The organism is Caballeronia sp. SL1002 (genome assembly GCF_057814995.1).
Genome location: NZ_JBYMUW010000002.1, coordinates 836261 through 861701, shown reverse-complemented (window position 1 = coordinate 861701; position 25441 = coordinate 836261). Strand labels below are relative to the sequence as shown.

Genomic DNA, 25441 nt, shown 5'->3' with positions numbered 1-25441 from the left:
TGTCAGGCGGTAAGCCATGAACGATCTCGACCTGAACCTCATCCCGTTTCTCGTGGCGATCGAAGAGACGCGCAACGTGAGCCGCGCCGCCGAACGGCTCGGCGTGAGCCAGCCTCGCGTGAGCACCGCGCTCGGACGGCTGCGCGAATATTTCAACGATCCATTATTCGTGCGCACTTCGCGCGGCATGGAGCCGACGCCGCGCGCGCTCGCGCTGGTGCCCGCCGCGCGCGAGGCGCTCGGGCGGATCGAGCGAGGCCTCCTCGACACCCAGCATTTCGATCCCGCCACCACCACTGACACGTTTTCCATCGCGTTGTCGGATGTCGGTGAAATCGTGTTTTTGCCGCGGCTTTTGCAGGCGCTCGCCGTGCAGGCACCGCGCGCGAACCTGCGCTCGGTTTCGCTTTCGCACGGCGACGTGGAACGCGGACTCGAATCCGGCGATGTCGACTTGGCCGTCGGCTATTTCCCGGATCTGTCGGGCAACAATTTCTTTCAGCAGCGGCTTTTCACGCACCGGTTCATCTGCCTGATCCGCCGCGATCACCCGTTTGCGCGCGGCCCGCTCACGCTCGAACAATTTCTGGATTGCGGCCACGCCGTCGTCCGAGCCGAAGGCCGCAGTCAGGAAGTGCTGGAAAACTTCCTCGATAAACAGCGCATCCGCCGGCGCGCCGTGCTGGAAACGCCGCACTTCATGAGCTTGCCGTTCATCCTGTCGCGCACCGATCTGATCGCGACCGTGCCGCACGCGATCGGCTTCGCGTATGTCGCCGAACACGCGTCCATCACGCTTGCCGAGCCGCCGCTGCCCCTGCCCCGCTTCGATCTGAAGCAGCACTGGCACCGGAAATTTCATAACGATCCGCGCACGATGTGGCTGCGCGCGGTCGTCGCGTCGCTTTTCAACGACGCGCTCGACGAATGGCCCAAATGAAAAACGCCGGACGCTTGAGGCGTTCGGCGTTTTCGTGCCCTGGCTGCGAAACTACGCGCTGCGTCGAGCGTCGATACTCCACGCGCCCGCGCCCGCCGCCGCGAAAAACAGGAAAATAAAGCAGAAGAGCACGGCCGGCTCGCCTTGATTCAGCGCGGGCAAGAGCACGTTGCCCTGCGGCGCGTGCGCGATGAAATACGCGAACGCCATTTCGCCCGACAACACGAACGCCACCGGCCGCACGAACGCGCCAAGCAGCAGCAACGCGCCGCCGAGCAGCTCGATTACGCCCGCTGCGCCGAGCAGCGAAAAGAGCGGAAGGCCGTCGAAGGCCGCGATATGCGGCACGTGAAACAGCTTCGCCGACGCATGCACGATCAGCAAATACGCGGCAACGACACGCAAGACGGCTTGTGCGCGCGGCGTCCAGACAGTGGAAAGATTCATGATGAGCGACTCCTGATTAAGTGATGCCAGTCTATCCACCAACAAGCGCGCGATAAATCGGCCTACTATAGACGTTTTATTTCCTACCGAGAAATAACGATGGATGCGCTAACCAGCCTTCGCGTTTTTCGCGAGGTGGTCGAGGCCGGCAGTTTCGTTAAAGCGGCGGAGCGGCTCGACATTTCAACCGCGATGACGAGCAAGCACGTCGCCAATCTGGAACGCCAGCTAGGCGTGCGCCTGCTGAACCGGACGACGCGTCATTTGAGCCTGACGGAAGCGGGCAACGTCTATTACGAACAGTGCAGTGAAGCGCTCGATATTCTGCAGGCGGCGGGTGCGGCGGTCGGCACGCAGACCGCGCAGCCGCAGGGCGTGTTGAAGGTCACTACGCCCGGCTGGTTCGCGACGCGCGCGTTCGCCGACATTCTGGTCGCGTATCGCGCGCGATATCCGGACGTGCTGATCGATTTGCGGCTCGAAAATCGCTTCGTCGATCTCGTCGAGGAAGGTTACGACATGGCGATACGCGCCACGTCGGAGCCGTCGCCGTCGCTGATCGTGCGGCCGCTGTGCAAGGTGCCGTTCGTGCTGGTCGGCGCACCCGAATACCTGCGCGCGAGCGGCACGCCGCGGCATCCCGACGAGATCGCCGGACGGCCCGTCGTGTTGCCGACCTACACCAATATCGAGACGATCGAGCTTCGCGGCCCGGCTGGCGACTTCACGGTCAAGAACCACGCCGTGCTGAAGACCAACGACACCTCCATGTCGCTGCAACTCGTGCGCGCGGGCATCGGCCTCGCGTATTTTCCGGAATGGGTTGTCGCGGGCGAACTGAGCACAGGCGCGCTGGTTCGCGTGCTGCCCGAGTATTCGACTTTTGCCCCGTCGGTCTACGCGGTCTACACCAGCCGCAAATACATGACGACCAAAGTGCGGACCTTCATCGATTTCCTGTCCGAAGCGTTCTCCGCGTCGGAAGTTGGACTCCAAAAGATTTAGGACAAATCGTATTTCTAGCGCCTCGCGTGCATGTGATGATCGCGCCCGATTTCGCCATTCCGCAGCGCCTTTTCGCGCGAGAAGCGAAATCGAACGTGTTGATCTCACACCTAGAAGGGCGCGCGATGAATTTTCCGTGGTTTCAGTTGTTCCTCAATTTTGCTTTGCTGGGCGTGGCGCTATTTGCGGCGCGTCTGCTGAACGCCGACCGGCGCGCGCCGCCCGTCAACGGCGCGCTATTTTTTCTGGCGTTCTGCATCCTCGCGATGCTGCTCGATATCGCGCTCACTTTAGTGTTCGCCTCGGCGAGCACTGAACAGCGAATGCGCTATATCGATTTATCGTCGTCATCCGACTGCGGCAAACGCGCGCTTGCCTACGCCATTCCCGCCGCCCTGGCTGCTTTCCTCGCCGCGCGATTCCGCTTGCGCCACCGCCGTTCCGCGCCAACCACGCTGACCATTACAACATCGCAATACACGCGGTCGGAGATGCCGCTTTGAGCGCGTGAACGTGCAATTGGGCGCGGCTGTCAAGAGGCGACGATAGGCAAATGTGAGTGAATCCGCGAACGATCAGCGCATTAATCATTCGATGGGTTCTAAATTTAGAAGCGCTCTGATATACTTTCGCTCTTTCGGGGCGTAGCGCAGCCTGGTAGCGTACCTGCATGGGGTGCAGGTGGTCGGAGGTTCAAATCCTCTCGCCCCGACCAGGAATAGAACCCGCACAGTCAAAAGCTGTGCGGGTTTTTTATTGCCCACAAAAAATCGCAGCGTGAACAGCACAACGGGCGTTTTTCGATACTCGTCCGCATATCAGCGCCTACGGGAAATACCTACCGATTGCCATCCGTCAATGTGGCAATACGTACATACCGCATCCCGTCCTGCCGTAAAACTTACAGAAAAACACAGGGGATCACCAATGGATACCGCAGACGGCGCCGGTGCGACGTTCTGGTCGTGCGTCAGCGCGATCATCGCTATTTTGTTTTTATTTGGAGCCGACTGGGCCGGCGAAAAAGTATCGAGCGCGCGCAAGTCGACGCCTGCCGATTCCACGAAGCCGGACGAGGTTGTTGAGCGTTCGCGAGAAACTCGGCCATAACGTTTGACGCGGCATTGCCTATGTTCGGTTTATATCGTTTGCCCGTGCCTAAAGTTATTCACGAGTGAGCCGAAAACCCAATTATGGACAAAAAATTCGAAAAACCAGTCGATCTGCTCGCGGCCACCATCGAAGCGACCATTGCCACTTTCGAGGTAATTCGAAAGGCACAGGGGAAGCCGTCGTTCGAAGAGGAAGCACAACAGGCCGCGCGATTTCGAGACGAACTCATTTCCGAGGGCGTGCTCGCGCCGTGCGATTTTGGTGATATCGAAGGTGCTTCATTTGCCGCGCGATTGCTCGGTTGATCCACTCGCGATTCAAATGCGCGATACAACGCGCAATCCAGTTTATCCATAAAAAAAGCGCCGCGACTCGATAGTCGCGACGCCTTGGAATCATCTTTAAAGTTCAGCCGCCTAGCAAGCCGATCACCTGCAATAGCTCTTTGCGCAATTTATCGACATCCACCGATTGCGCGTCCGACAGCGCGCCGGCATCGTCCATCTCGCCCGCTTCCAACGCCTCGCCCTGTGCGCGGCCGTGCGAATCGAGCCGGTTACGCGCGCCGTTGATGGTAAAGCCCTGCTCGTAAAGCAATTCGCGGATCCGCCGGATCAGCAATACTTCGTGATGCTGATAATAACGCCGGTTTCCACGCCGCTTGACGGGCCGCAACTGCGTGAACTCCTGCTCCCAATAACGCAGCACATGTGGCTTGACGCCGCATAGCTCGCTAACCTCACCGATTGTGAAGTAGCGCTTGGCCGGAATCGGAGGCAAGACGACTTTTTCCATCGTCGATCAACCATCAAGGTGAATAACGCAGAAGCGCCCGGTTACGGTGGCGCGGGCCGTCAATGCTTTTAATCCTGGCTAATGGGTCGACTGATGAATCAGCTTATCAACGCCAGTTCACGTGCCAAATAGGGCACTTAATTATGCGCTAGCGATTAAAGCTTGTTTCCGCGCCGGTTTCAACCAGCGCTTTCAATTTTTGACTCGCGTGAAACGTCACCACGCGGCGCGCCGCAATCGGAATGGCCTCGCCGGTTTTTGGATTACGTCCCGGACGCTGCGGCTTATCACGCAATTGAAAATTGCCGAATCCCGACAGCTTGACGCTATCGCCGCTTTCAAGTGCGTCGCGAATGACTTCGAAGAACGCTTCGACCATGTCTTTCGCTTCGCGCTTATTCAAACCGACGTGATCGAACAGCATTTCTGCCAATTCGGCTTTCGTCAGCGTCGGCGTCTCGGGAGACGCCGCGCCGTTCGAAGTCGGGATATCTCGGATCATGGCGCTACGTTGCGCCGAAAGAAGGGCTTCGAAATCACTCGAGTTCATTTGGTTCATATCGAAAAGATGGCGTGACGATGAAGACGGAAATGGCCTACTTGCGGGCTATCCGCGCAACCGCGCGCCATGTACTCGAGCCAAGCGATCCACCAGCGTTTTGATGGCCGTTTCGACTGTTTCGTCCTGAAGCGTCCCGCCAGTATCTTGCAACGTTACACGGAAGGCAAGGCTTTTCTCGTGCTCTCCCAAACCACCGGAAGTGCTTGATTTTGGACGAAATTCATCGAACAAAGCCACCTTCACAACATGCTTGCAAGCGGGTTCCGACTGGGCGTTTTTGAGCTCGTCGAGCAGCGTTTGCGCCTCGACTTTCTGGTCGACGACAATCGCGATATCGCGCCGAACCGGCGGAAATTTCGACACTTCCGAGGGCACCGGCAGCGCGCGCTGAATGAGCGCATCCGCTTCGATTTCGAACAAAATAGGCGCGTGCGGCAAATCATATTTCTGCAACCAGCGCGGATGCAATTCGCCGATCCAACCCGCCACGCGCCCGTCAATTTCGATACGCGCGCTGCGGCCCGGATGCAGCGCCGGGTGTTCCGCTTTCACGAAACGCGGAACGACCGGCACGAACAGCGCCTCGATATCGCCCTTCACGTCGAAGAAATCGACCGTGCGCGACGGCGCGCCCCACTGCTCGTCGAGCGCCGGGCCGTAAGCAAGACCGCCGAACATTTTCGGTTGCGCGAAACCTTCGATAGCCAGTTCGCCCGCCTTGATTGCCGGATCGTGCAGGAACACGCGGCCCGCTTCGAACACGCGAATCCGGTCCGCGCGACGATTCAGGTTGTAGCGCAGCACGCTGATCAGACTGCCGAACAGCGTCGTGCGCATGACCGAAAGCTGACTCGCGATGGGATTCAGCAACTTGACCGGCCGGTCGTTGCCCGCGAAATCCGCTTCCCACTCAGCATCGACGAAGCTGAAGTTCACCGTTTCCGCGTAATCGCGCGCGGCGAGCGCGTAGCGAATAGCATGAACCGAGCGACGCGTTTCGTTGGTCGGACGCATCTCGCTCGTCGCGACGGGCGGCCGCGCCGGAATCTTCTCGAAACCGTAAATGCGCGCAACTTCCTCGATTAGATCCTCTTCGATCTCGATATCGAAGCGATAAGCCGGCGGCGTTACAGCAAACGTATCGTCGCCCTGCACAAAGCTCAGGCCCAGACGCGTGAAAATCTGTGCAATTTCATCCGCGCTAATCTTGACGCCGATAATGCGGTTCGCGCGCGAAACGCGCATCGTCACCGGTTCGCGCTTCGGCAAGTTGAGAATCTGATCGTCGACCGGACCCGCTTCACCACCACAAATATCGAGAATCAAACGCGAAATGCGCTCGATATGCTCGACGGTCGTCGAATAATCGACGCCGCGTTCGAAACGGTGCGCGGCATCCGTCGAAAAGTTGTACTTGCGCGCGCGGCCGCGAATGCTGTCCGGCCACCAGAAGGCGGCTTCGAGATAGATGTTCGCGGTATCGAGCGAGACGGCCGTGCTGTCGCCGCCCATGATGCCGGCCAGGCTTTCGACCTGCTGCGCGTCCGCGATCACGCCGACGGTTTCATCGAGTTCGACGGTGTTGCCATTGAGCAGCTTGAGCGTTTCGCCCTTCCGCCCCCAGCGCACTTCGATCCCGCCGTGAATCTTGTCGAGATCGAACACGTGGGTCGGACGACCGAGTTCGAGCATCACGTAATTGGAAATATCGACGAGCGCGGAAATACTGCGCTGACCCGAGCGCTCAAGGCGTTCAACGATCCATTGCGGCGTTTTCGCGCGCGCGTTCACGCCACGAATCACGCGACCCGAGAAGCGCCCGCACAGATCCGGCGCGGTCACCTTGACCGGCAACGTTTCGCTAAGCGTAGGCATGACGGGCGGCATATCGAGCGCGAGCAACGGCGCGCCGGTAATGGCGGCGGTCTCGCGCGCGACGCCGAAAACCGAAAGGCAATCCGCCTTGTTAGGCGTGAGTTTGATCTCGAAAACGGTGTCGTCGAGATTCAGGGTCTTACGAATGTCCTGGCCGATCGGCGTATCGGCGGGAAGAATCAAAAGACCGCTGTGATCTTCCGAGAGCTTCAACTCGCGCGCCGAGCACAACATGCCCTGGCTTTCCACGCCGCGCAGCTTCGAGAGCTTGATCGCGAACGGCGCCGCGCCCGCTTCCGCCGGCGGCAATTCCGCGCCGACCAGCGCGACGGGCACCTTGATGCCCGGCGAAACGTTCGGCGCGCCGCACACGATATTCAGCGTCTCGCCCGTGCCGGCGTCGACCTGACAGACGTTGAGCTTGTCGGCGTTCGGATGCTTCGCGACTTCCAGCACTTGACCGACCACGATCTTGCTTGTCGGCGGCGCGACCGGCGCGAGGCCTTCGACTTCGAGACCGGCCATCGTCAGCGCGTGCGACAACTCGTCGGTCGAAAGTTTCGGATCGACGAAGCTTCTAAGCCAGGATTCTGGGAATTGCATGTGTGTCTACGTTCGAAATGAGGGGTGTCTGCGCCCGGCACGATCAACAATTCGCGCCGGACACGCTCGCAGCATGCCGCTTTACGCGAATTGCCGCAGGAAACGCAGATCGTTTTCGAAGAAAAGGCGCAGATCCTGCACGCCATAGCGCAACATCGTCAGGCGTTCCAGGCCGCTGCCGAACGCAAAGCCGATATAGCGCTCCGGGTCGAGGCCCATATTGCGGATCACGGTCGGATGCACTTGGCCCGAACCCGAGATTTCGAGCCATTTACCCGCGTTTTTACCATGCTCGAACATCATGTCGATTTCGGCGGACGGCTCGGTGAAAGGGAAATATGACGGGCGGAAGCGCACGAGAATATCGTCGCGCTCGAAGAATTTCTTCAGAAAATCGGTATAGACGCCCTTCAGGTCGGCAAAGCTGATGTTCTCGTCGATCCACAGACCTTCGACCTGATTGAACATCGGCGAATGCGTCGCGTCGCTGTCGACGCGATACGTCCGGCCCGGCACGATCACCTTGATCGGCGGCTTGTTCATGCGCGCGTAACGCACCTGCATCGGGCTCGTGTGCGTGCGCAGCAACAGTTGACGGCCGTCGGCATCTTTACCGTCGACATAAAACGTGTCCTGCATCGAGCGCGCCGGATGATTCTCAGGGCTGTTGAGCGCCGTGAAGTTGTACCAGTCCGTCTCGATTTCGGGGCCGTCGGCCACATCGAAACCAATCGACGCAAAAATTTGTTCGACACGTTCCCAAGTGCGCATGACCGGATGCAGGCTGCCCGCGCCAAGGCCGCGGCCCGGCAGCGTGACGTCGATGGATTCGGCCGCGAGACGCTGATTGAGCAGCACGTCGGCGAGTGCCTGGCGACGCGCATTCAGCGCGGTTTCCACCTGTTGCTTGACGACGTTGATCCGCGCGCCTTCGGTTTTGCGCGTGTCGGGATCGAGCTTGCCGAGGCCCTTCAGCATTTCCGTGAGCGCACCCGATTTGCCTAAGAAACGCGCCTTCTCGTTTTCGAGCGTCGCGACATCGGAGGCTTGTTCAAAGGCGCTTTGTGCGTCGGCGACAATCTGGTCCAGATCCATTGATCCCATCATTTCAACGTCGAAGTTCTAAGTGATTTGGATTATTCGATAAGCCGGTCGAAACGGTCCGACCAACGAAAACGGGGCTCGGTGAGAGCCCCGTTTTCAGTCTGACTGCCGACCTGGAAAGGCCAGCAATCAGACGAACCACGCAGTACTAATTTCGCAATTAGGCTGCAACGACGGCTTTCACCTGCGTAACGATCGCAGCAAAAGCAGCCTTGTCGAACACAGCCATATCGGCCAGCACCTTGCGGTCGAGTTCAATATGAGCCTTCTTCAGGCCATTGATGAACACGCTGTACGTCATGTCGTGCTGACGCACCGCCGCGTTGATACGCGTGATCCACAGAGCACGGAACACACGCTTCTTGTTGCGGCGATCGCGATAGGCATATTGCCCAGCGCGCATGACCGCTTGCTTGGCGATGCGATAGACGTTATTGCGACGGCCGCGGTAACCCTTGGCCAGCTTGATGATCTTCTTGTGACGGGCCCGTGCGGTAACCCCACGTTTTACTCGAGGCATAATGCGCTCCTATGAGTTTCGGTTAAGGGTTAAGCGAACGGCAGCATTGCGCGCACGGAGTTCATATCTGCAGCATGAACAGCCGTGGAACCGCGCAAATGGCGTTTGACCTTGGTGGTCTTCTTCGTCAGGATGTGGCGCTTGAAGGCTTGACCGCGCTTGACGGTACCGCCCGGACGCACCACGAAGCGCTTTGCAGCACTCTTCTTGGTCTTCATCTTCGGCATGGAACAACTCCAGTTTATTAGATGGGCATGGGTGTGCGGTTGATCCTACGATCCTGACCCGCCCTTCGAAACCCACGCGCCACTTATGTGCGGCAGCTTTGACGCCGCCGCTTTTCCGTGAGCCGCGCCGATAAACGACGCCACTCCGAAACCTGCATCCGATGCCGCGCTTTAAACCAGCAGCGCGCGATCCATCGTTACTTCTTTTTCTTCGGTGCCAGAACCATGATCATCTGGCGCCCTTCCATCTTCGGCATCTGCTCGACCTGGCCAAATTCTTCCAGATCCGCCTTCAGGCGTTCGAGCACACGCATACCGATTTCCTGGTGGGCCATTTCCCGACCGCGGAAACGCAACGTGATTTTCGTCTTGTCGCCGTCTTCGAGGAAGCGAGTCAGGTTACGCAGTTTCACGTTGTAGTCACCGTCGTCGGTGCCCGGCCGGAACTTGACTTCCTTGACCTGAACGATCTTCTGCTTAAGCTTTGCCTCGTGTTGCTTCTTCGCTTCCGAGTACTTGAACTTGCCGTAATCCATCAAACGGCACACAGGCGGAACGGCCTGCGGTGCAATTTCGACGAGATCGACGTCCTGCTGTTCCGACATGCGGAAAGCATCGGCGAGTTTCACGATTCCGAGCGGCTCGTTGTCCACTCCGACCAAGCGCACCTCAGGTGCAGTAATTTCACCGTTGATGCGATGTGACGACTTATCAGTAGCGATGTTACGTTTCCTCTAAAAATTAAAAAAACGAGCCGGGCTGCGGGTGGATTACCTGAACGCCTGCACGTCCTGCTGCAGACGCTCGAGGAACGCGTCGAGCGACATTACGCCTGCATCGACACCGCCACGCGCACGCACGGCTACCGTTTGTGCCTCACGCTCCTTGTCCCCGACAACCAACAAATACGGGACCTTCTGCAGCGTGTGCTCGCGTATTTTATAGCTAATCTTCTCATTGCGCAAATCGCTCTCAACTCTAACCCCTTGTTTTTGCAACGATTGGGTCAGAGATCGCGCATATTCCATCTGGCTTTCGGCGATATTCAAGACAACAGCCTGTACCGGCGCAAGCCAAGAAGGCATCGCACCAGCATGGTGCTCGATCAAAATGCCAAGGAATCGCTCCATCGAACCGACGATTGCACGGTGGAGCATCACCGGGCGTTTGCGGCTGTTGTCTTCCGACACATATTCGGCCCCGAGCCGCTCCGGCAGCACCATATCGAGCTGCAACGTACCACATTGCCACGACCGGCCAAGCGCGTCCTTGATGTGGTACTCGATCTTGGGACCGTAGAACGCGCCTTCTCCAGGCAGCTCTTCCCATTGAAGGTCGCACGCCGTCAGGGCGTCGCGCAGACCCTGCTCCGCGCGATCCCAGATTTCGTCGGTGCCCGCGCGCTGATCCGGCCGCAATGCGAGCTTGATGTCGATGCGATCGAAGCCGAAATCCTCGTACACGCTCATCGCGAGCGTGTTGAACGCGATCGATTCCGAGATGAACTGTTCTTCGGTACAGAAAATATGAGCATCATCCTGAACGAAGCCGCGCACGCGCATCAAACCGTGCAACGAACCCGACGGCTCGTTACGGTGGCACGAGCCGAATTCGGCGTAACGCAGCGGCAGATCGCGATACGAACGCAAGCCGTGATTGAACACCTGCACGTGGCCCGGGCAGTTCATCGGCTTGATCGCGTAGTCGCGTTTCTCCGATTCGGTCGTGAACATGTTTTCACGATAGTTCTGCCAGTGACCCGATGCTTCCCACAGCGAACGATCCATCACCATCGGCGTCTTGATTTCAAGATAGCCGGCGTCGTTCACGCGACGACGCATGTATTGCTCGACTTGTTGCCACAACGCCCAACCCTTCGGGTGCCAGAACACCATGCCGGGCGCTTCGTCCTGCAGATGGAAAAAGTCGAGTTGCTTGCCGAGCTTGCGGTGGTCGCGCTTTTCCGCTTCCTCGAGCATGTGCAGATAGGCTTCCTGATCTTCCTTCCTCGTCCAGGCCGTGCCGTAAATGCGCTGCAACTGCTCGTTCTTCGAGTCGCCGCGCCAGTACGCGCCCGCGACTTTCATGAGCTTGAAAACTTTCAGCTTGCCCGTCGACGGCACGTGCGGGCCGCGGCACAGGTCGGTGAAACCGCCGTGCGAGTACAGCTTGATGTCGTCGGTCGCCGGGATCGATTCGATGATTTCGGCCTTGTACTTCTCGCCGATGCTCTTGAAGTAATCCACCGCTTCGTTGCGCGAAACCACGCGGCGCGACACCGGCTCGTCCTTCTTCGCCAGTTCCTGCATGCGCTTTTCGATCTTTTCGAGATCTTCGGGCGTAAAGGGACGGCTGTACGCGAAGTCGTAGTAGAAACCATTGTCGATCACCGGACCGATCGTGACCTGCGCTTCCGGATACAGGTCCTTCACCGCGTAGGCGAGCAAGTGCGCCGCCGAGTGACGAATGATGTCGAGGCCGTCCGCGTCCTTTTCGGTGACGATGGAAAGCGAGGCGTCATGGTCGATCAGCGCCGACGTGTCGACGAGCTCGCCGTCCAGCTTGCCGCCGAGCGCGGCCTTGGCGAGGCCCGCGCCAATCGAAGCCGCGACTTCCGCGACCGTCACCGGGTGATCGTATTGACGCACAGACCCGTCGGGCAAACGTATCGAAACCATTTCGTTCTCCAAGACGCCGGACGACGGCGACCAAGTTCAATCAGCAATGCCGCGCGAGACGCGCCGACAAATACGAAGGACAAAAAAAATGCGGCCCCACGATCGAGGGGCCGCATTCACTTTCCTGCAAACCACAAGGGCGAAAGAGGTCCTCGACTAGCGTCGTTCCGAAGCTGTCTCGGTCAACGTTCGCGGTGCCATCTATTTTCGCCTTTTACGCCGAAGCGCTTTTTGCGGTTTCGAAACCCCGGCAAAACCGGAGCTTCTGTTTCGTTGGTAGGCTCGATTGGACTCGAACCAACGACCCCCACCATGTCAAGGTGGTGCTCTAACCAGCTGAGCTACGAGCCTGAAGAAGACGAAATTATATGGACCGTTTTGATTTTTGGCAACTGCTTTTATGCATCCAGTGCATCAAAATTAGTCGATACGTTTAAGTTCTTCGAAAATACGCTGCGGGATCAAGGCGTTACAACCCGCTTTAGAACGGCGTTCACGCGCGTCGCGCGGCACGAATCACGCCCGACACCTCGCCAAGCAGCGTGCACGCACGCTGAATCTGCGCGGCGCTCGACACTTCGACCGTGAACTGCATATACGCGACATTCCGGCGGCTCTGGCTCTTCACGCCGATCACATTCATCTTCTCGCGCGCGAACACTTCGGAAATGTCGCGAAGCAGGCCTTGCCGGTCGGTGGATTCGACGGAAAGATCCACCGGATACACAGAAGATCCGCGCCCGCCCATGACGTCCGATGACCACGTCGTCTGCAACACGCGCTCGGGCGAGCGTTCGGCCATACGTTTAAACGTCTCGCAGTCGCTGCGGTGGATCGACATGCCCTTGCCGCGCGTGACGAAACCCGCGATCGGATCGGGCGGCGCCGGGCGGCAGCATCGCGCGAGTTGCGTGAGCAGTGCGTCCACGCCGACCACCAGCACGCCCGTCGATGCGCCCTGCGCCACGCTTTGCCCGCTGCTGCGCTTTTCGAACTGCTCGGGCGCTTCCGGGACGGGTTCCGGCTCGGGCGTGTCGTGCAGCGCGTGCTCGATATTGCGCAGGCTGAACTCTTCCTTCGCGACGAGCGCGTAGAGATCTTCCGGCGCCTTGAAGCCGAGCTTGGACGCGAGCTGGTCGAGATTGACCGAGGTTTTCCCCTCGCGCTGCAAGGTTTTATCGACGATCGCGCGGCCTGTCGCGATGTTTTCCTCGGCCTCTACCGCGTTGAACCAGGCGCGCACCTTCTGGCGCGCGCGCGGGCTGTGCAGGTAGCCGAGGTTCGGATTGAGCCAGTCGCGCGACGGGCCGCCCTCCTTCACCGCGACGATCTCCACCGTCTGGCCGTTTTGCAGCGGCGTGTTGAGCGGCACCATCGTGCCGTCGACCCGCGCGCCGCGGCAACGATGCCCGAGTTCGCTGTGCAGGTGATAGGCGAAATCCACCGCCGTCGATCCATGCGGCAACGCGATCACGCGCGCCTGCGGCGTGAGCACATAGATGTGGTCATCGTCGAGCGTGGCGTCGCGCAATTGCTGCCAGCCCGGCCGCTCGTTCTCCGAAACATCGTCCTTCCACGCGAGCAACTGGCGCAGCCACGCGATTTTCTCGTCGTATTTCTCGCTCGCCGTCACCTGTCCCGCATAACCGCGCACGCCCGCTTCCTTGTAGCGCCAGTGCGCCGCCACGCCGTATTCGGCGAACTGATGCATCTCCTGCGTGCGGATCTGCACTTCGAACGCGCGGCCATCGTCGCCGATCACGACCGTGTGCAGCGACCGGTAACCATTCGGCTTCGGCCTCGAAATGTAGTCGTCGAATTCGCGTGGAACCGGCTGCCACAGGTTGTGCACGATACCGAGCACGGTGTAGCAATCTTTAATATCGTCGACGATCACGCGAAACGCGCGCACGTCGTTCAGCTCCGCGAAGTCGAGCTCCTTGCCTCGCATCTTTTTCCAGATGCTGTAGATATGCTTCGGCCGGCCGCTCACTTCCGCGCGGATCTGCGCGGTGGCGAGTTCGGTCTGCAGGCGGGCGATCGCCCCGGTCACGTAGCTCTCGCGCTCGACGCGCTTTTCGTCCAGCAGCTTCGCGATGCGCTTGTAGGTCGGCGGGTCTTCGAAGCGGAACGCGAGGTCTTCGAGTTCCCACTTAAGTTGCCAGATGCCGAGCCGGTTCGCGAGCGGCGCGTAGATTTCGAGGGTTTCGCGCGGCACGTCGGCACTCGGTGCGAGCTTGTTCGCCGCGTAAAAACGCAGCGACTGCAGTCGCGACGCGAGCCGGATCAGCACCACGCGGATGTCCTGCGCGAAGGCGAGCAGCATCTTGCGCAGCGCTTCGACTTGAGCGCGGCGCGCGGCCTGCGCGTCGCGCCCGGTCTGCGGCAGCGTGGCCTGCGTGGCGCGCGAACTGACCGAGCCGAGCCGCAGCAACTTCCGCACATCGGCGACGAGATGCTGCACCTCTTCGCCGAAATGCTCGCCGATCAACCGGTCCGGGTCGTCCAGATAAGGCGCGAGCGCGAACAGCGCGGCGGCTGCGACGGCCTGGGGATCGACGTTGAGCGTCTGCACGATGCGCGCCGTTCCCGCCGCGTGATCCGCGAGCAACTCGCCGGTCTGCAGGCGCACGTCGGCGGCGTGCTCATGCACGAACGCGAGCGCGCGCTCGAACGACGGCTCGGGAAGGGATTCGGGGGAAACGGCGTCGGTCATGCCTGAAATCTGGCTCTTCGGCTGCGATCCGCGTTCAAACGGCGCATCGCGAGCGTATTGGCGGGCGCGATAAGGCGTTCAGCTCCGCTGCGCCGCGATCACGACCACTTCGACGAGGCACGCCGGATTGGCGAGCTTCGCCTCGACGGTCGCGCGCGGCGGCGTGTTGCCCTTCGCGACCCAGCCGTCCCACACGGCATTCATGGCGTCGAAGTTCGCGATATCGGAGATGAAGATCTGCACGTTCAGCAGCAGCGACTTGTCGCTCTCGGCTTCTTCCAGCAGACGGTCGATATGGCCGAGCACTTCGCGCATCTGCCCGGCGATGTCCTGCGTCGTGTCTTCGGCAATCTGGCCCGCTAGATACACAGTGCCGTTGTGGATCGCGGTCTCGGAAAGACGCGCGCCGACGTGATGACGAGTAACTGCCATGAGTGTCCCTGAAGGTTCGGTTGATCGAAGCTCGGCGCGGCTTGAACAGCGAAGCCGGCGCCGAACCTGTAATTATGCCCCGCCCGGCGCGGGATCGAGGAAGAAACCCCGTGCAATGGCGATCTCGGCGTCGGAGACGAATGCAGGCGCATGGCCCGCGCCCGCGACCTCGCAACTGCGCAACGCCTGTCCGCGCTCGATCATTTGCGCGACGGTTTTGCGCGACAACAGGTCCGAGCTCTCGCCGCGTACGACGAGCACGGGCGACGCAACCGACGAAAGCGAGTGCCACAGCACGGCTTCCCCGATCGCGCTGCTTTCTGCCGTTGCGCTGGCGAACGGCTCCGCGATGCGCGGATCGTAGCGAAACTCCCAGCGCCCCTCGCGCTCGCGCAGAAGCGGCGCGTTGATCGCGCGCCATTCCGGCGCGGTGAGCGGACCGAAATCGGACGCGAGCGCCGCCGCGTAATCCACGCCTTCCTGCTCGGTCGCGAAACTGATCGGACGGCCGAGATAGTCGCCGATGCGCTTGAGCGCGACCGGTTCGATACGCGGTCCAACATCGTTCAGCAGGAGTTTGTGAATCGGCGAATTCGGCAACCCGGCGAGCGCCATGCCGATCAGGCCGCCCATCGACGTGCCGAACCAGTCGACGGTTTCGACATTGAGCCGCGCGACGAGCGTCACCATGTCGGCGACATATTGCGGGATCACGTAGTGCTTCGGGTCCGCGAGCCAGTCGGATAAACCCCGGCCCGCCACGTCCGGGCAGATCACGCGATATTCATGGCAGAGTGCCGCCGCCAGCCGGTCGAAATCGCGCCCGGATCGCGTGAGCCCGTGCACGCAGACCAGCACGCGCGGATTGGCCGGGTCGCCCCATTCCGTGTACGCCATGCGATGCAGGCCGGCGGGACTCGCACACTGCACATAGCGCTGACGCGGCGCGGGAGCGGCCACGGACGTGGGCACGGACGTGGGCACGGACGAAGCGGCTTCGGCGGTGGTCAAGGACATAGCGTTCCCCTCAATGGCGACGCTCGATTGTAAGCGCTTTGCCCATTTCCCTGACGGCACGCCGTGCACCGTTAGCCGTTCGGCCAGGTGTGCCCAGCACGAAAAAAAACGGGGCTCGGAAGCCCCGTTTCGCTCAAGCATTCGACTGTCACTCAGTCGGACATCACTTCACGCCGCTGACATCGACCGGCGCGCCCGTCTTCTGCTGAATTTCCTCGGCAGTGACGCCGCTTGCCAGTTCCACCAGCTTCAACCCGTTCTCCGTGACGTCGATCACCCCGAGGTCCGTGATGATCCGGTCCACGACGCCCACGCCCGTCAGCGGCAGCGAGCATTCTTCGAGAATCTTGTGCTGGTCGCCTTTCGCGACGTGTTCCATCAGCACGATCACGCGCTTGACGCCCGCGACCAGATCCATCGCGCCGCCCATGCCCTTGATCATCTTGCCCGGGATCATCCAGTTGGCGAGATCGCCCTTCTTGCTGATCTGCATCGCGCCGAGGATGGCGAGGTTGATGTGGCCGCCGCGGATCATCGCGAACGAATCCGCCGACGAAAAGATCGACGAACCCGGCAGCGTCGTCACGGTCTGCTTGCCGGCGTTGATAAGATCGGCGTCCACTTCCTCTTCGGTCGGCGACGGGCCGATGCCGAGCAGTCCGTTTTCCGACTGCAGCCACACTTCGATGCCCGCCGGCACGTGGTTCGCCACCAGCGTCGGCAAGCCGATCCCGAGGTTCACGTAGAAGCCGTCCTGCAACTCCTTCGCCGCGCGCGCGGCCATTTCGTCTCGATTCCATGCCATGATCAGTCTCCTTTCGCGCGGACGATGCGTTGTTCGATGCGTTTCTCAGGGTTCGCATTCAGCACGATGCGCTGCACGAAAATACCGGGCGTATGGATCGCGTCCGGGTCGAGTTCGCCCACTTCCACGATCTCTTCCACTTCCACAACCGTGACCTTGCCGGCCATCGCGCACATCGGGTTGAAGTTGCGCGCCGTGCGGCGGTAGATCAGATTGCCGGATTTGTCCGCTTTCCACGCCTTGACGAGGGCGACGTCGGCGGTCAGGGAATGTTCCAGCACGTAATGGTTCTCACCGAACTGGCGCGTTTCCTTGCCTTCCGCGATGATCGTGCCGAAACCGGTGTTCGTGAAAAATGCCGGAATGCCGGAGCCGCCCGCGCGCAGTTTCTCGGCGAGCGTGCCTTGCGGTGTGAATTCCAGTTCGAGTTCGCCGGCGAGATATTGCCGCTCGAATTCCTTGTTTTCGCCCACATACGACGAAATCATTTTCTTGATCTGGCGCGTCTCCAAGAGCAGTCCGAGACCGAAACCGTCGACACCCGCGTTATTGCTGATGCAGGTAATGTCCTTCACGCCCGAATCGCGCAGCGACGCGATCAGCGCTTCCGGTATGCCGCACAGCCCGAAACCGCCGACGGCGAAAGTCTGGCCGTCCTTGACGATGCCATCGAGCGCCTCTTTCGCGCTGGGAAAGACCTTGTTCATCTGTTGTCCCTTCCTGTTATGGATGCAGCTTATTGATCACCTTATGGATCAGCTTCTATGAAACAGCCTGCCAACGCCGTTCCAGCCGCGTTTCTCGCGTGGCAAAAGAGTACGACGCGCGCGCCATCCGGCACAATACGCAAAAATACATAAGTACTTGCCGCCCACGCCCGCCCGCTTTCACGCGGCGGACGATACGCGGCGCAAACACAGCCACCATGCATTCACTGGATTACCAAACCGCCTTTCATCTTGCGCCAGTCGGACTGGTTTTGTCGCGCGACCGGATTATCGAAGATTGCAATGCGCAGCTTTGCGCGATTTTCGGCTGCGGCCGGGACGCGCTGATCGGGCGCTCGTTCGAGGTGCTGTATCCGTCGCCGGATGAGTTCGAGCGTATCGGCGAACGGATTTCCGCGCTGATGCAAAGTCAGGGCAGCTACGGCGACGACCGCATCATGAAGCGCGCGGGCGGCGAACTGTTCTGGTGTCACGTCACCGGCCGCTCGCTCGATCTGGCGGCGCCACATGCGGCGGGCGTCTGGACCTTCGAGGATTTGAGCGCGACGCGCCGGGTCGAGATTGAACTGACGCCGCGCGAGCGTGAAATCGCCGCGCAGCTCGTCACGGGGAAAACCAGCAAGCAGATCGGCCGCGCGCTCGATATCAGCCCGCGTACCGTCGATATTTATCGCTCGCGGTTGATGAGAAAGTACGACACCGGCAACGCCACCGAATTGCTCCAGCGGCTACTCGGCCACTGATCAGCGAGCGTTCAGCACGACCGGCTGCTCGATCGCCGCGCGCAGCAAATCCGGAATCGGCACGGATTTCGCGGCCGCATAGTCGATCCACACGCACTTCGCCGAACCGCGCGCGTAAAGCGTCGCGGGATCGTCCGCGCGATACAGCTCGAAACGTGTGTCGAAACTGCTCCGGCCGGGTTTGCCCGCCGTCATCCGGCCGATCACGTCGCCCGGATAGTGAAGCTGCTTCAGAAATTCCATCGACGCGTTGACGATCACCGGGCCCTGCCCCTCGCCGTTGCCGCCCGCGATACCGAGCGCCTCGAACCAGGAAATCCGCACCTGCTCCATATAGCGAAAATAGACGGTGTTGTTCACATGGCCGAACGCGTCCATGTCGCCCCAGCGGATCGCCAGAACCATCTCGAAAACAGGGTGATATTCGGCCGGGTTGTTGATTTCGCTACTCATTTGACTGACTGCTTCCTGAGATAAAAATTAAAGGCTGAAGCCGTCGTCGGCGGAAATGACCGCGCCGTTGAGGAACTGCGATTCGTCGGCGGCGAGCAGCAAGAGCAGCCCGTCCAGGTCTTCCGGCGTGCCGACGCGGCGGCGCGGCAACATCGCGACGAGCTTCTGGCCCTGCTCGGTCTTCCAGTGATGGTGATTGATTTCGGTATCGATATAGCCGGGACAGATCGCATTCACATTGATGCCGTGGCGGCCCCATTCCTGCGCCATCGCACGGGTCATCTGCACGACGGCGGCCTTGCTCATCGCATACAGGCCGATTTGCGGAAACACGCGCAAGCCGGCCACCGACGCGATATTGATGATGCGATACGACGGTTTCGACGCGCCATTGCCGCGCATGATCATCCGTTTCGCCACTTCCTGCGCGACGAAAAACGAGCCGCGCGTGTTCGTGTCGAACACGAAATCGAAGTCGGACGGCGTGACGTCCGTCAGTTTCTGCGTCGTCGACACGCCCGAATTGTTGACCAGAATGTCGATCGTCCCCGCTTCCGTCTCCGCGTGCGCAACGGCGGCCTTGATGCTCTGATAATCGGTCACGTCGAGGGCGACGACATGCGCCGCGCCGCCCGACGCCTCGATCTCGGCGCGTAGTTCCTTCAACCGCTCGGTGCGGCGGCTCGCGAGCACGACCTTCGCGCCCGCCTGCGACAACACTTGGGCAAAGCGCTTGCCCAGACCGCTGGACGCGCCGGTAATCAGCGCGCATTTCCCTTCCAGATTGATCGAACGGCCCATTGTGGTTCCTCGTTAAATACGGTTTGCAGAATTCGTCATGCAGGCGCCGAGTGCCGCAACTCGGTGGAAGCGTCAACACGCCAGCATATAAATAGAACGATCGTGCTAATGTACGGTGCGTCGGTTGCACCCTGCCGGACGTTCGCTGACAATACGCGATCCCCGAAAAAAGCATTCTAACGGTACAAGAGGAGCATTGATGACCCCGGAGCGTCTCATCGAGCAGTATGGCCCCCGCGAGTCGATGGAATATGACGTCGTGATCGTTGGCGGCGGCCCTGCCGGTTTATCGGCGGCGATCCGGCTCAAGCAGCTTGCCCAGGAAAAAGGCGTCGAAATCGGCGTGTGCGTGCTCGAAAAAGGCTCCGAAGTCGGCGCGCACATTCTGTCGGGCGCGGTCATGGACCCGCGTGCGCTGAACGAACTGCTGCCCGACTGGAAGACCCAGGGCGCGCCGCTCGACGTCGAAGTGACCGAAGACCGTTTCCTGTTCCTCACCGAAGACAGCGCGAAGCAGGTGCCGAACTGGCTGCTGCCCGACAACTTCAAGAACCACGGCAATTATGTCGTGAGCTTAGCCAACGTGACGCGCTGGCTCGGCACGCAAGCCGAAGCGCTGGGCGTCGAAATTTTCCCGGGCTTCCCGGCCGCCGAACTGCTCTACAACGACGACAACTCCGTGCGCGGCGTCGTGACCGCCAACATGGGCATCGGCAAAGACGGCGAACCGACCGAAAATTTCCAGCTCGGCATGGAGTTGCACGCGAAATACACGTTGTTTTGCGAAGGCGCGCGCGGCCATCTGGGCCGTCAACTCACCGACAAATACAAGCTGCGCAAGAACGCCGATCCGCAGGTCTACGGTCTCGGCATCAAGGAACTGTGGGAAATCGATCCCGCCAAGCACAAGCCGGGTCTCGTCATCCACACGGCGGGCTGGCCGCTGGAAAACGACACCTACGGCGGCTCGTTTCTCTATCACCTGGACAATAACCAGGTCGTGGTCGGCTTCGTGGTCGGGCTGGGCTATTCGAATCCGTACCTCTCGCCGTTCGAGGAATTCCAGCGCTACAAGACGCATCCGTCGATCCGCGCGTTTCTTGAAGGCGGCAAGCGCGTGTCGTATGGCGCGCGCGCGATTGCGGCGGGCGGCTTCATGTCGCTGCCGAAGCTCGTGTTTCCGGGCGGCGCGCTGGTCGGCTGCGACGCGGGTTTCCTGAACGCATCGCGGATCAAGGGCAGCCACGCGGCGATCAAATCCGGGAAGATGGCCGCCGAAGCCGCGTTCGACGCCGTGCAGGCAGGCCGCACGTCCGATGAACTGGAGGCGTATCCGGAAGCGTTCGAGCATTCGTGGCTGCGCGAGGAGCTTTATCGCGCGCGCAATTTCAAGCAGTGGATGGGCAAAGGTCTCTACCTCGGCACGTTCATGGTCGGTCTCGAACAGAAAGTGCTCGGCGGCAACGTGCCTTGGACGCTGCACCATCAGCACGCCGATAACGAAACGCTTAAGCCGGCATCGCAATGCAAGCCGATCGTGTATCCGAAGCCGGACGGCAAGTTGACGTTCGACCGGCTTTCGTCGGTGTTCATTTCGAATACGAATCACGAGGAAAACCAGCCCGCTCACTTGACGCTGAAAGACCCGAGCGTGCCGGTGAACGTGAATCTGCGCACGTATGCCGGGCCGGAAAGCCGTTATTGCCCGGCTGCGGTGTACGAATTCGTGAAGACCGACGACGGCGGCGATCGCCTCCAGATCAACGCGCAGAACTGCGTGCACTGCAAGACTTGCGATATCAAGGACCCGACGCAGAACATCGTGTGGGTCACGCCCGAAGGTGGCGGCGGGCCGAATTATCCGAACATGTGATTCGGTTTTTACCCATAAAAAAGGGCGCCAATCGCGAGATTGGCGCCCTTTTTTGTCTTGCGTGACATTTAACTCAAGGCGCGATCTTCGGCGTATCGACCTTAACGTCGCCGTTCTGCGCGCGATTGCGCAACGCGTGGTCCATCAAGACGAGCGCAAGCAGCGCTTCCGCGATCGGCGTCGCGCGGATGCCGACGCACGGATCGTGACGGCCGAACGTCTCGACCACGGCGGGCGCGCCGGCTTTGTCGATGGAATGACGTGGCGTGCGGATGCTGGAAGTCGGCTTGATCGCGATGGAAACCGTAATGTCCTGACCGCTCGAAATGCCGCCGAGCACGCCGCCCGCGTTGTTGGCGGCGAAGCCTTCCGGCGTCATTTCGTCGCCGTGGACCGAGCCGCGCTGCGCGACGCTCGCGAAGCCCGCGCCGATCTCCACGCCCTTCACGGCGTTGATGCCCATCATCGCGTGCGCGATATCGGCGTCGAGACGGTCGTACAGCGGCTCGCCCAGGCCAACCGGCACGCCGGTCGCCACCACGTCGATGCGCGCGCCGATCGAATCGCCGTCACGGCGCAGCGCGTCCATGAACGCTTCGAGTTCCGGCACGATCTCGGCATTCGGCGAATAGAACGGGTTTTCGCTCACGTGTTCCCAGGAAACGAACGGAATCTCGATCTCGCCAAGCGCGCGCATAAAGCCGCGCGTCTCGATCCCGAGCCGCTCGCGCAGCCACTTCTTCGCGACCGCGCCCGCCGCGACCGTCGGGGCGGTCAGACGCGCCGACGACCGCCCGCCGCCGCGATAATCGCGCACGCCGTATTTTTGCCAATAGGTGTAATCGGCGTGACCGGGACGAAACGTCTCGACGATATTGCCGTAATCCTTGCTGCGCTGATCCGTATTGCGGATCAACAGCGCGATCGGCGTGCCGGTCGTCTTGCCTTCGAACACGCCCGAGAGAATCTCGACCTGATCGGCTTCCTGGCGCTGCGTCACGTGACGCGACGTGCCGGGACGGCGGCGATCGAGTTCGATCTGAATATCGGCTTCGGTCAGCGCCATGCCGGGCGGGCAACCGTCGATCACGCAGCCGATCGCGGGTCCATGCGATTCGCCGAAATTCGTGACCGTGAAAAGCGTGCCTAATGTGTTGCCGGACATGGGCGTCGTCCTGAAAAGTTGAGTCGGGGAGACCGATATTATGCCAGCGCTGTCTCGTTAAAGCCGCGCGCCGGCCGCTGCGCTGCGGTCCATTTACTTGCGCGCGCCGCGCAAGGCCAGCACGACATCCTGCAAATGCTCGGGCGTCGCGTCTTCCGGCGCGATCGGCTCGCCGACCGCGAGCGTCAGCCGGCTCATCACGCCGCGCTGCACCGGACGCGGCCAGCGCGTGTCCTCGTGCCTCGAAAACACGCTGCCCCACAATCCACGCAGCGCCATCGGCACGACCGGCGCACGCTGACGCCGCAGGATTTCGCTGATGCCGTGCCGGAACGGATTGATATCGCCGGTGCGCGTGAGCTTGCCTTCCGGAAAAATGCAAACGAGATCGCCCGCCGCCAGCGCCTGCCCACACGCGTCGAAGGCCCGCTCGAGCAGCGCCGGGTCTTCGTGCGCGGGCGCGATCGGAATTGCCTTCACATGGCGGAACAGCCAGCCGACGAGCGGCGAGCGAAAGATCCGGTGATCCATCACGAAGCGGATCGGACGCGGACTTTCGGCCATGATGACGATGGCATCGACGAAACTCACGTGGTTGCAGACCAGCACGGCCGCGCCGTGCTCGGGAATCCGCTCGGCGCCGACCAGCCGGATCCGGTAGAACGTATGCACGAGCACCCACGCGATAAATCGCAGCAGGAATTCGGGCACGAGCGAATAGATATAGGCCGCGACGACGATATTGAGCAGCGCCGTGGTGAGAAACAGGCCGGGAATGCCGACGCCCGCCGACGTCAAACCAAGCGCCATCAACGCCGACACGATCATGAAGAACGAATTCAGAATGTTGTTCGCGGCGATGATGCGCGCGCGATGCGTCGGCTGGCTGCGGCTCTGGATCAGCGCGTAGAGCGGCACGCTGTAGAAACCGCCGAACATCGCGAGCAGGAAAAGGTCCGCGAGAATGCGCCAGTGCGCGCCGACCGCGAGAAATTCCGCGATACCCAGCAGATGCTCCGCCGGCGCGATGCGATGGCTGGCGAAAAAAAGGTCGATGGCGAACACGCTGATGCCAATCGAGCCGAGCGGCACGAGACCGATCTCGACGCGCCGCTTCGAGAGCTTTTCGCAGAGCAGCGACCCGGTGCCGATACCGATCGAAAATGTCGCGAGCAGCACGGTCACGACATCCGGATTGCCCGACAGTACGTCCTTCGCAAAATTGAAAAACGACGTGAGAAAAGTCGCGCCGACAAACCACAGCCACGAAATGCCGAGCAAGCTTAGAAATACCGTCCGATCCTCGCGCGCGAGCTTGAGATTGCGCCACGTTTCCGAGAACGGATTCCAGTTGATCTTGAGATTCGGCTGAGGCGCGTCCGACTTCGGCACGAAGCTCGATGTGATTCGTCCGATGATCGCGAAGGCAACACAACCGGAAGCCAGCAGCATCGCGCCGTGTTCGGTCAGCCCGGCCGCCGCGCCACCGATGATCGTCCCGATCAGAATGGCGACGAACGTTCCCATCTCGACCAAACCGTTGCCGCCGACCAGTTCGGACGGCTTCAGATGCTGTGGCAAGTACGCGTATTTGACGGGGCCGAAAACGGTCGAGTGGACGCCCATCAGGAACGTGCAAGCGTAGAGCAGCGGCGCGCTGTGCAGCAAAAAACCCGCGCCGCCGATCAGCATCACGACGATCTCGAAGCTCTTTACGAAGCGCGTGAGCATCGCTTTGTCGTACTTATCGGCGATCTGGCCGGAGGTCGCGGAAAACACCACGAATGGCACGATGAAGATGGCCGAAATCAGAAACGCGGCCGTTTTTGGATCGACGCCGGAAAAGCGCGCCGCCTGGAACGTGACGAGCGACGTGAAGCCGACCTTGAACAGGTTGTCGTTCATCGCGCCGAGAAACTGCGTCCAGAAAAACGGCGCGAAACGGCCTTCGCGCAGCAGACGAAACTGGCTTTCGCCGTGCTCGCGAGCGCGATGCGCGGCGCGGCGCGATTTCGGTACGGGACTTTCACTCATGGATTGTTGGAGTTGGTAGCTGAGTTGAGGGTGTCGTGCAGGCGCTTGCAGACCGTTGCCGATCGTGAAGGACGAAAAAAAAGCGCGCCGAAAGGCGCGCTCTTCTTGAAACGGATAAGCCTGATGCACCCGCCGAAAAGACGTTCGGAAACGTTCTCGAACCGTCGAATAGCGCGTGCTTCAGCGCGCTTCTTCCTGCTCGGGCCAGTCGCGGATATACGCCTTGAGCATCTTGTTTTCGAAGCCTTGTTCTTCCACGACCGCGCGCGCCACGTCGTAGAACGAGATCACGCCCATCAGCGCGCGATTTTCCATGACCGGCAGATAACGCACATGATGTTCGAGCATCATCCGGCGCACCTCGTTCACGTCCGTTTCCGGCGTGCAGGTGAGCGGATGGTCGTCCATGACCTTGCGGATGGTGGACGTTCCCACGCTCCCGCCGTTCTCGCGCAACGTCAGGATGATCTCGCGGAACGTGAGCATGCCGGCGAGATCGCCGTATTCCATCACGACCAGCGATCCGATGTCGTGCGACGCCATCGTGTTGATTGCATCGTGCAGCGGCGTATCGGGCGTGACTGTAAACAGTGCGTTGCCCTTCACTTTCAAAATGTCGCTGACCCGCATGATTGTCTCCTAGCGAAAATCCAGACTAGCCGTATCGTTTTTCGATGCTAGCGGAAAGGGCCTCAAAAAGAAAGCGTCGATCCCCCGCAGCGGCGCGCCACGCAAGCTGCGTGGCCGCGTCGAGCGAGGTTGGCGCAATGGCCCTAGGTCCGAACCTAAGTTCCGCCGCGTTATC

At 60.6% G+C, this 25441-nt stretch carries 26 protein-coding genes and 2 tRNA genes; 8 read left to right on the top strand and 20 right to left on the bottom strand.

Features of this window, described 5'->3' with window-relative positions; all coding sequences use genetic code 11:
- The first annotated feature begins 16 nt into the window (after positions 1-16).
- Positions 17-940 (top strand): LysR family transcriptional regulator, encoded by a 924-nt coding sequence (locus AC3D25_RS06930; RefSeq protein WP_488887695.1) that lies wholly within the window; start codon positions 17-19, stop codon positions 938-940.
- 51 nt (positions 941-991) lie between these two features.
- Here AC3D25_RS06930 and AC3D25_RS06925 read toward each other — a convergent pair whose 3' ends face one another.
- Positions 992-1387 (bottom strand): DoxX family protein, encoded by a 396-nt coding sequence (locus AC3D25_RS06925; protein ID WP_488887694.1) that lies wholly within the window; start codon positions 1385-1387, stop codon positions 992-994.
- 99 nt (positions 1388-1486) lie between these two features.
- Here AC3D25_RS06925 and AC3D25_RS06920 point away from each other — a divergent pair, with 99 nt between their 5' ends.
- The 5 genes from AC3D25_RS06920 (at position 1487) to AC3D25_RS06900 (ending at position 3810) form a co-directional block, all read left to right on the top strand.
- Entirely contained in the window at positions 1487-2392 is a 906-nt protein-coding gene (locus AC3D25_RS06920; RefSeq protein ID WP_488887693.1) for a LysR family transcriptional regulator, read from the top strand.
- A gap of 35 nt (positions 2393-2427) precedes the next feature.
- Positions 2428-2895: a hypothetical protein gene (locus AC3D25_RS06915; RefSeq protein ID WP_488887692.1), complete on the top strand. Its 468-nt coding sequence runs from the start codon at positions 2428-2430 to the stop codon at positions 2893-2895.
- A gap of 135 nt (positions 2896-3030) precedes the next feature.
- A tRNA-Pro gene (locus tag AC3D25_RS06910) sits at positions 3031-3107 on the top strand.
- Between the two features lie 212 nt (positions 3108-3319).
- Positions 3320-3502 carry a hypothetical protein gene (locus AC3D25_RS06905; protein WP_488887691.1) on the top strand — a complete coding sequence of 61 codons (183 nt, stop codon included), beginning with the start codon at positions 3320-3322 and terminating at the stop codon, positions 3500-3502.
- Between the two features lie 83 nt (positions 3503-3585).
- Positions 3586-3810 (top strand): hypothetical protein, encoded by a 225-nt coding sequence (locus tag AC3D25_RS06900; protein ID WP_488887690.1) that lies wholly within the window; start codon positions 3586-3588, stop codon positions 3808-3810.
- Positions 3811-3913: 103 nt separating this feature from the next.
- Here AC3D25_RS06900 and AC3D25_RS06895 read toward each other — a convergent pair whose 3' ends face one another.
- The 14 genes from AC3D25_RS06895 to AC3D25_RS06830 form a co-directional block, all read right to left on the bottom strand.
- Entirely contained in the window at positions 3914-4300 is a 387-nt protein-coding gene (locus AC3D25_RS06895) for a MerR family transcriptional regulator (RefSeq protein ID WP_488887689.1), read from the bottom strand.
- Positions 4301-4448: 148 nt separating this feature from the next.
- The gene (locus tag AC3D25_RS06890) at positions 4449-4859 is read right to left on the bottom strand and encodes an integration host factor subunit alpha (RefSeq protein ID WP_488887688.1); all 411 of its coding nucleotides are present in this window, start codon (positions 4857-4859) and stop codon (positions 4449-4451) included.
- Between the two features lie 48 nt (positions 4860-4907).
- The gene (gene pheT, locus AC3D25_RS06885) at positions 4908-7340 is read right to left on the bottom strand and encodes a phenylalanine--tRNA ligase subunit beta (RefSeq protein WP_488887687.1); all 2433 of its coding nucleotides are present in this window, start codon (positions 7338-7340) and stop codon (positions 4908-4910) included.
- 81 nt (positions 7341-7421) lie between these two features.
- Positions 7422-8435, bottom strand: coding sequence for a phenylalanine--tRNA ligase subunit alpha (gene pheS, locus AC3D25_RS06880; protein ID WP_488889623.1), 1014 nt, complete (start codon positions 8433-8435; stop codon positions 7422-7424).
- A gap of 169 nt (positions 8436-8604) precedes the next feature.
- A complete protein-coding gene (gene rplT, locus AC3D25_RS06875; RefSeq protein ID WP_488887686.1) occupies positions 8605-8964 on the bottom strand; it encodes a 50S ribosomal protein L20 in 360 nt (119 codons plus the stop codon).
- A 29-nt stretch (positions 8965-8993) separates the two neighbouring features.
- Positions 8994-9191, bottom strand: coding sequence for a 50S ribosomal protein L35 (gene rpmI, locus AC3D25_RS06870; protein ID WP_488887685.1), 198 nt, complete (start codon positions 9189-9191; stop codon positions 8994-8996).
- Between the two features lie 197 nt (positions 9192-9388).
- Positions 9389-9913: a translation initiation factor IF-3 gene (infC, locus tag AC3D25_RS06865; protein ID WP_488889622.1), complete on the bottom strand. Its 525-nt coding sequence runs from the start codon at positions 9911-9913 to the stop codon at positions 9389-9391.
- A 48-nt stretch (positions 9914-9961) separates the two neighbouring features.
- Positions 9962-11869: a threonine--tRNA ligase gene (gene thrS, locus AC3D25_RS06860; RefSeq protein WP_488887684.1), complete on the bottom strand. Its 1908-nt coding sequence runs from the start codon at positions 11867-11869 to the stop codon at positions 9962-9964.
- Positions 11870-12143: 274 nt separating this feature from the next.
- A tRNA-Val gene (locus AC3D25_RS06855) sits at positions 12144-12220 on the bottom strand.
- A 142-nt stretch (positions 12221-12362) separates the two neighbouring features.
- Positions 12363-14585, bottom strand: a complete 2223-nt coding sequence (locus tag AC3D25_RS06850; RefSeq protein ID WP_488887683.1) for a RelA/SpoT family protein — start codon at positions 14583-14585, stop codon at positions 12363-12365.
- A gap of 78 nt (positions 14586-14663) precedes the next feature.
- Positions 14664-15017, bottom strand: a complete 354-nt coding sequence (locus AC3D25_RS06845; RefSeq protein WP_488887682.1) for a RidA family protein — start codon at positions 15015-15017, stop codon at positions 14664-14666.
- A gap of 72 nt (positions 15018-15089) precedes the next feature.
- Positions 15090-16034 carry an alpha/beta fold hydrolase gene (locus AC3D25_RS06840; RefSeq protein ID WP_488887681.1) on the bottom strand — a complete coding sequence of 315 codons (945 nt, stop codon included), beginning with the start codon at positions 16032-16034 and terminating at the stop codon, positions 15090-15092.
- Positions 16035-16197: 163 nt separating this feature from the next.
- Positions 16198-16839, bottom strand: coding sequence for a CoA transferase subunit B (locus tag AC3D25_RS06835; protein ID WP_488887680.1), 642 nt, complete (start codon positions 16837-16839; stop codon positions 16198-16200).
- Between the two features lie 2 nt (positions 16840-16841).
- Positions 16842-17546 (bottom strand): CoA transferase subunit A, encoded by a 705-nt coding sequence (locus AC3D25_RS06830; protein ID WP_488887679.1) that lies wholly within the window; start codon positions 17544-17546, stop codon positions 16842-16844.
- 218 nt (positions 17547-17764) lie between these two features.
- Between AC3D25_RS06830 and AC3D25_RS06825 the strand changes: the two genes are divergently transcribed.
- Positions 17765-18310, top strand: a complete 546-nt coding sequence (locus AC3D25_RS06825; protein WP_488887678.1) for a LuxR C-terminal-related transcriptional regulator — start codon at positions 17765-17767, stop codon at positions 18308-18310.
- Here the strand turns inward: AC3D25_RS06825 and AC3D25_RS06820 are convergent, their stop codons facing one another.
- Both AC3D25_RS06820 and AC3D25_RS06815 read right to left on the bottom strand, forming a co-directional pair.
- Positions 18311-18763 (bottom strand): acyl-CoA thioesterase, encoded by a 453-nt coding sequence (locus tag AC3D25_RS06820; protein ID WP_488887677.1) that lies wholly within the window; start codon positions 18761-18763, stop codon positions 18311-18313. It abuts the gene before it with no gap.
- Between the two features lie 27 nt (positions 18764-18790).
- Entirely contained in the window at positions 18791-19564 is a 774-nt protein-coding gene (locus AC3D25_RS06815) for an SDR family oxidoreductase (protein ID WP_488887676.1), read from the bottom strand.
- Positions 19565-19763: 199 nt separating this feature from the next.
- Between AC3D25_RS06815 and AC3D25_RS06810 the strand changes: the two genes are divergently transcribed.
- The gene (locus AC3D25_RS06810; RefSeq protein WP_488887675.1) at positions 19764-21437 is read left to right on the top strand and encodes an electron transfer flavoprotein-ubiquinone oxidoreductase; all 1674 of its coding nucleotides are present in this window, start codon (positions 19764-19766) and stop codon (positions 21435-21437) included.
- Positions 21438-21510: 73 nt separating this feature from the next.
- Here AC3D25_RS06810 and aroC read toward each other — a convergent pair whose 3' ends face one another.
- The 3 genes from aroC to AC3D25_RS06795 all read right to left on the bottom strand — a co-directional run bounded on the left by aroC (position 21511) and on the right by AC3D25_RS06795 (position 25266).
- The gene (gene aroC / locus AC3D25_RS06805) at positions 21511-22602 is read right to left on the bottom strand and encodes a chorismate synthase (protein WP_488887674.1); all 1092 of its coding nucleotides are present in this window, start codon (positions 22600-22602) and stop codon (positions 21511-21513) included.
- A 93-nt stretch (positions 22603-22695) separates the two neighbouring features.
- Positions 22696-24636 (bottom strand): MFS transporter, encoded by a 1941-nt coding sequence (locus tag AC3D25_RS06800; RefSeq protein ID WP_488887673.1) that lies wholly within the window; start codon positions 24634-24636, stop codon positions 22696-22698.
- A gap of 180 nt (positions 24637-24816) precedes the next feature.
- A complete protein-coding gene (locus tag AC3D25_RS06795; RefSeq protein ID WP_488887672.1) occupies positions 24817-25266 on the bottom strand; it encodes a CBS domain-containing protein in 450 nt (149 codons plus the stop codon).
- Positions 25267-25441: the final 175 nt, after the last annotated feature.

What these genes read in the sequence shown, in the direction of transcription:
- AC3D25_RS06930 (WP_488887695.1), top strand. Translation starts at nt 17, where the DNA reads ATGAACGATCTCGACCTGAACCTCATCCCGTTTCTCGTGGCGATCGAA.
- AC3D25_RS06925 (WP_488887694.1), bottom strand. Translation starts at nt 1,387, where the DNA reads ATGAATCTTTCCACTGTCTGGACGCCGCGCGCACAAGCCGTCTTGCGT.
- AC3D25_RS06920 (WP_488887693.1), top strand. Translation starts at nt 1,487, where the DNA reads ATGGATGCGCTAACCAGCCTTCGCGTTTTTCGCGAGGTGGTCGAGGCC.
- AC3D25_RS06915 (WP_488887692.1), top strand. Translation starts at nt 2,428, where the DNA reads ATGATCGCGCCCGATTTCGCCATTCCGCAGCGCCTTTTCGCGCGAGAA.
- AC3D25_RS06905 (WP_488887691.1), top strand. Translation starts at nt 3,320, where the DNA reads ATGGATACCGCAGACGGCGCCGGTGCGACGTTCTGGTCGTGCGTCAGC.
- AC3D25_RS06900 (WP_488887690.1), top strand. Translation starts at nt 3,586, where the DNA reads ATGGACAAAAAATTCGAAAAACCAGTCGATCTGCTCGCGGCCACCATC.
- AC3D25_RS06895 (WP_488887689.1), bottom strand. Translation starts at nt 4,300, where the DNA reads ATGGAAAAAGTCGTCTTGCCTCCGATTCCGGCCAAGCGCTACTTCACA.
- AC3D25_RS06890 (WP_488887688.1), bottom strand. Translation starts at nt 4,859, where the DNA reads ATGAACCAAATGAACTCGAGTGATTTCGAAGCCCTTCTTTCGGCGCAA.
- pheT (WP_488887687.1), bottom strand. Translation starts at nt 7,340, where the DNA reads ATGCAATTCCCAGAATCCTGGCTTAGAAGCTTCGTCGATCCGAAACTT.
- pheS (WP_488889623.1), bottom strand. Translation starts at nt 8,435, where the DNA reads ATGGATCTGGACCAGATTGTCGCCGACGCACAAAGCGCCTTTGAACAA.
- rplT (WP_488887686.1), bottom strand. Translation starts at nt 8,964, where the DNA reads ATGCCTCGAGTAAAACGTGGGGTTACCGCACGGGCCCGTCACAAGAAG.
- rpmI (WP_488887685.1), bottom strand. Translation starts at nt 9,191, where the DNA reads ATGCCGAAGATGAAGACCAAGAAGAGTGCTGCAAAGCGCTTCGTGGTG.
- thrS (WP_488887684.1), bottom strand. Translation starts at nt 11,869, where the DNA reads ATGGTTTCGATACGTTTGCCCGACGGGTCTGTGCGTCAATACGATCAC.
- AC3D25_RS06850 (WP_488887683.1), bottom strand. Translation starts at nt 14,585, where the DNA reads ATGACCGACGCCGTTTCCCCCGAATCCCTTCCCGAGCCGTCGTTCGAG.
- AC3D25_RS06845 (WP_488887682.1), bottom strand. Translation starts at nt 15,017, where the DNA reads ATGGCAGTTACTCGTCATCACGTCGGCGCGCGTCTTTCCGAGACCGCG.
- AC3D25_RS06840 (WP_488887681.1), bottom strand. Translation starts at nt 16,034, where the DNA reads ATGTCCTTGACCACCGCCGAAGCCGCTTCGTCCGTGCCCACGTCCGTG.
- AC3D25_RS06835 (WP_488887680.1), bottom strand. Translation starts at nt 16,839, where the DNA reads ATGGCATGGAATCGAGACGAAATGGCCGCGCGCGCGGCGAAGGAGTTG.
- AC3D25_RS06830 (WP_488887679.1), bottom strand. Translation starts at nt 17,546, where the DNA reads ATGAACAAGGTCTTTCCCAGCGCGAAAGAGGCGCTCGATGGCATCGTC.
- AC3D25_RS06825 (WP_488887678.1), top strand. Translation starts at nt 17,765, where the DNA reads ATGCATTCACTGGATTACCAAACCGCCTTTCATCTTGCGCCAGTCGGA.
- AC3D25_RS06820 (WP_488887677.1), bottom strand. Translation starts at nt 18,763, where the DNA reads ATGAGTAGCGAAATCAACAACCCGGCCGAATATCACCCTGTTTTCGAG.
- AC3D25_RS06815 (WP_488887676.1), bottom strand. Translation starts at nt 19,564, where the DNA reads ATGGGCCGTTCGATCAATCTGGAAGGGAAATGCGCGCTGATTACCGGC.
- AC3D25_RS06810 (WP_488887675.1), top strand. Translation starts at nt 19,764, where the DNA reads ATGACCCCGGAGCGTCTCATCGAGCAGTATGGCCCCCGCGAGTCGATG.
- aroC (WP_488887674.1), bottom strand. Translation starts at nt 22,602, where the DNA reads ATGTCCGGCAACACATTAGGCACGCTTTTCACGGTCACGAATTTCGGC.
- AC3D25_RS06800 (WP_488887673.1), bottom strand. Translation starts at nt 24,636, where the DNA reads ATGAGTGAAAGTCCCGTACCGAAATCGCGCCGCGCCGCGCATCGCGCT.
- AC3D25_RS06795 (WP_488887672.1), bottom strand. Translation starts at nt 25,266, where the DNA reads ATGCGGGTCAGCGACATTTTGAAAGTGAAGGGCAACGCACTGTTTACA.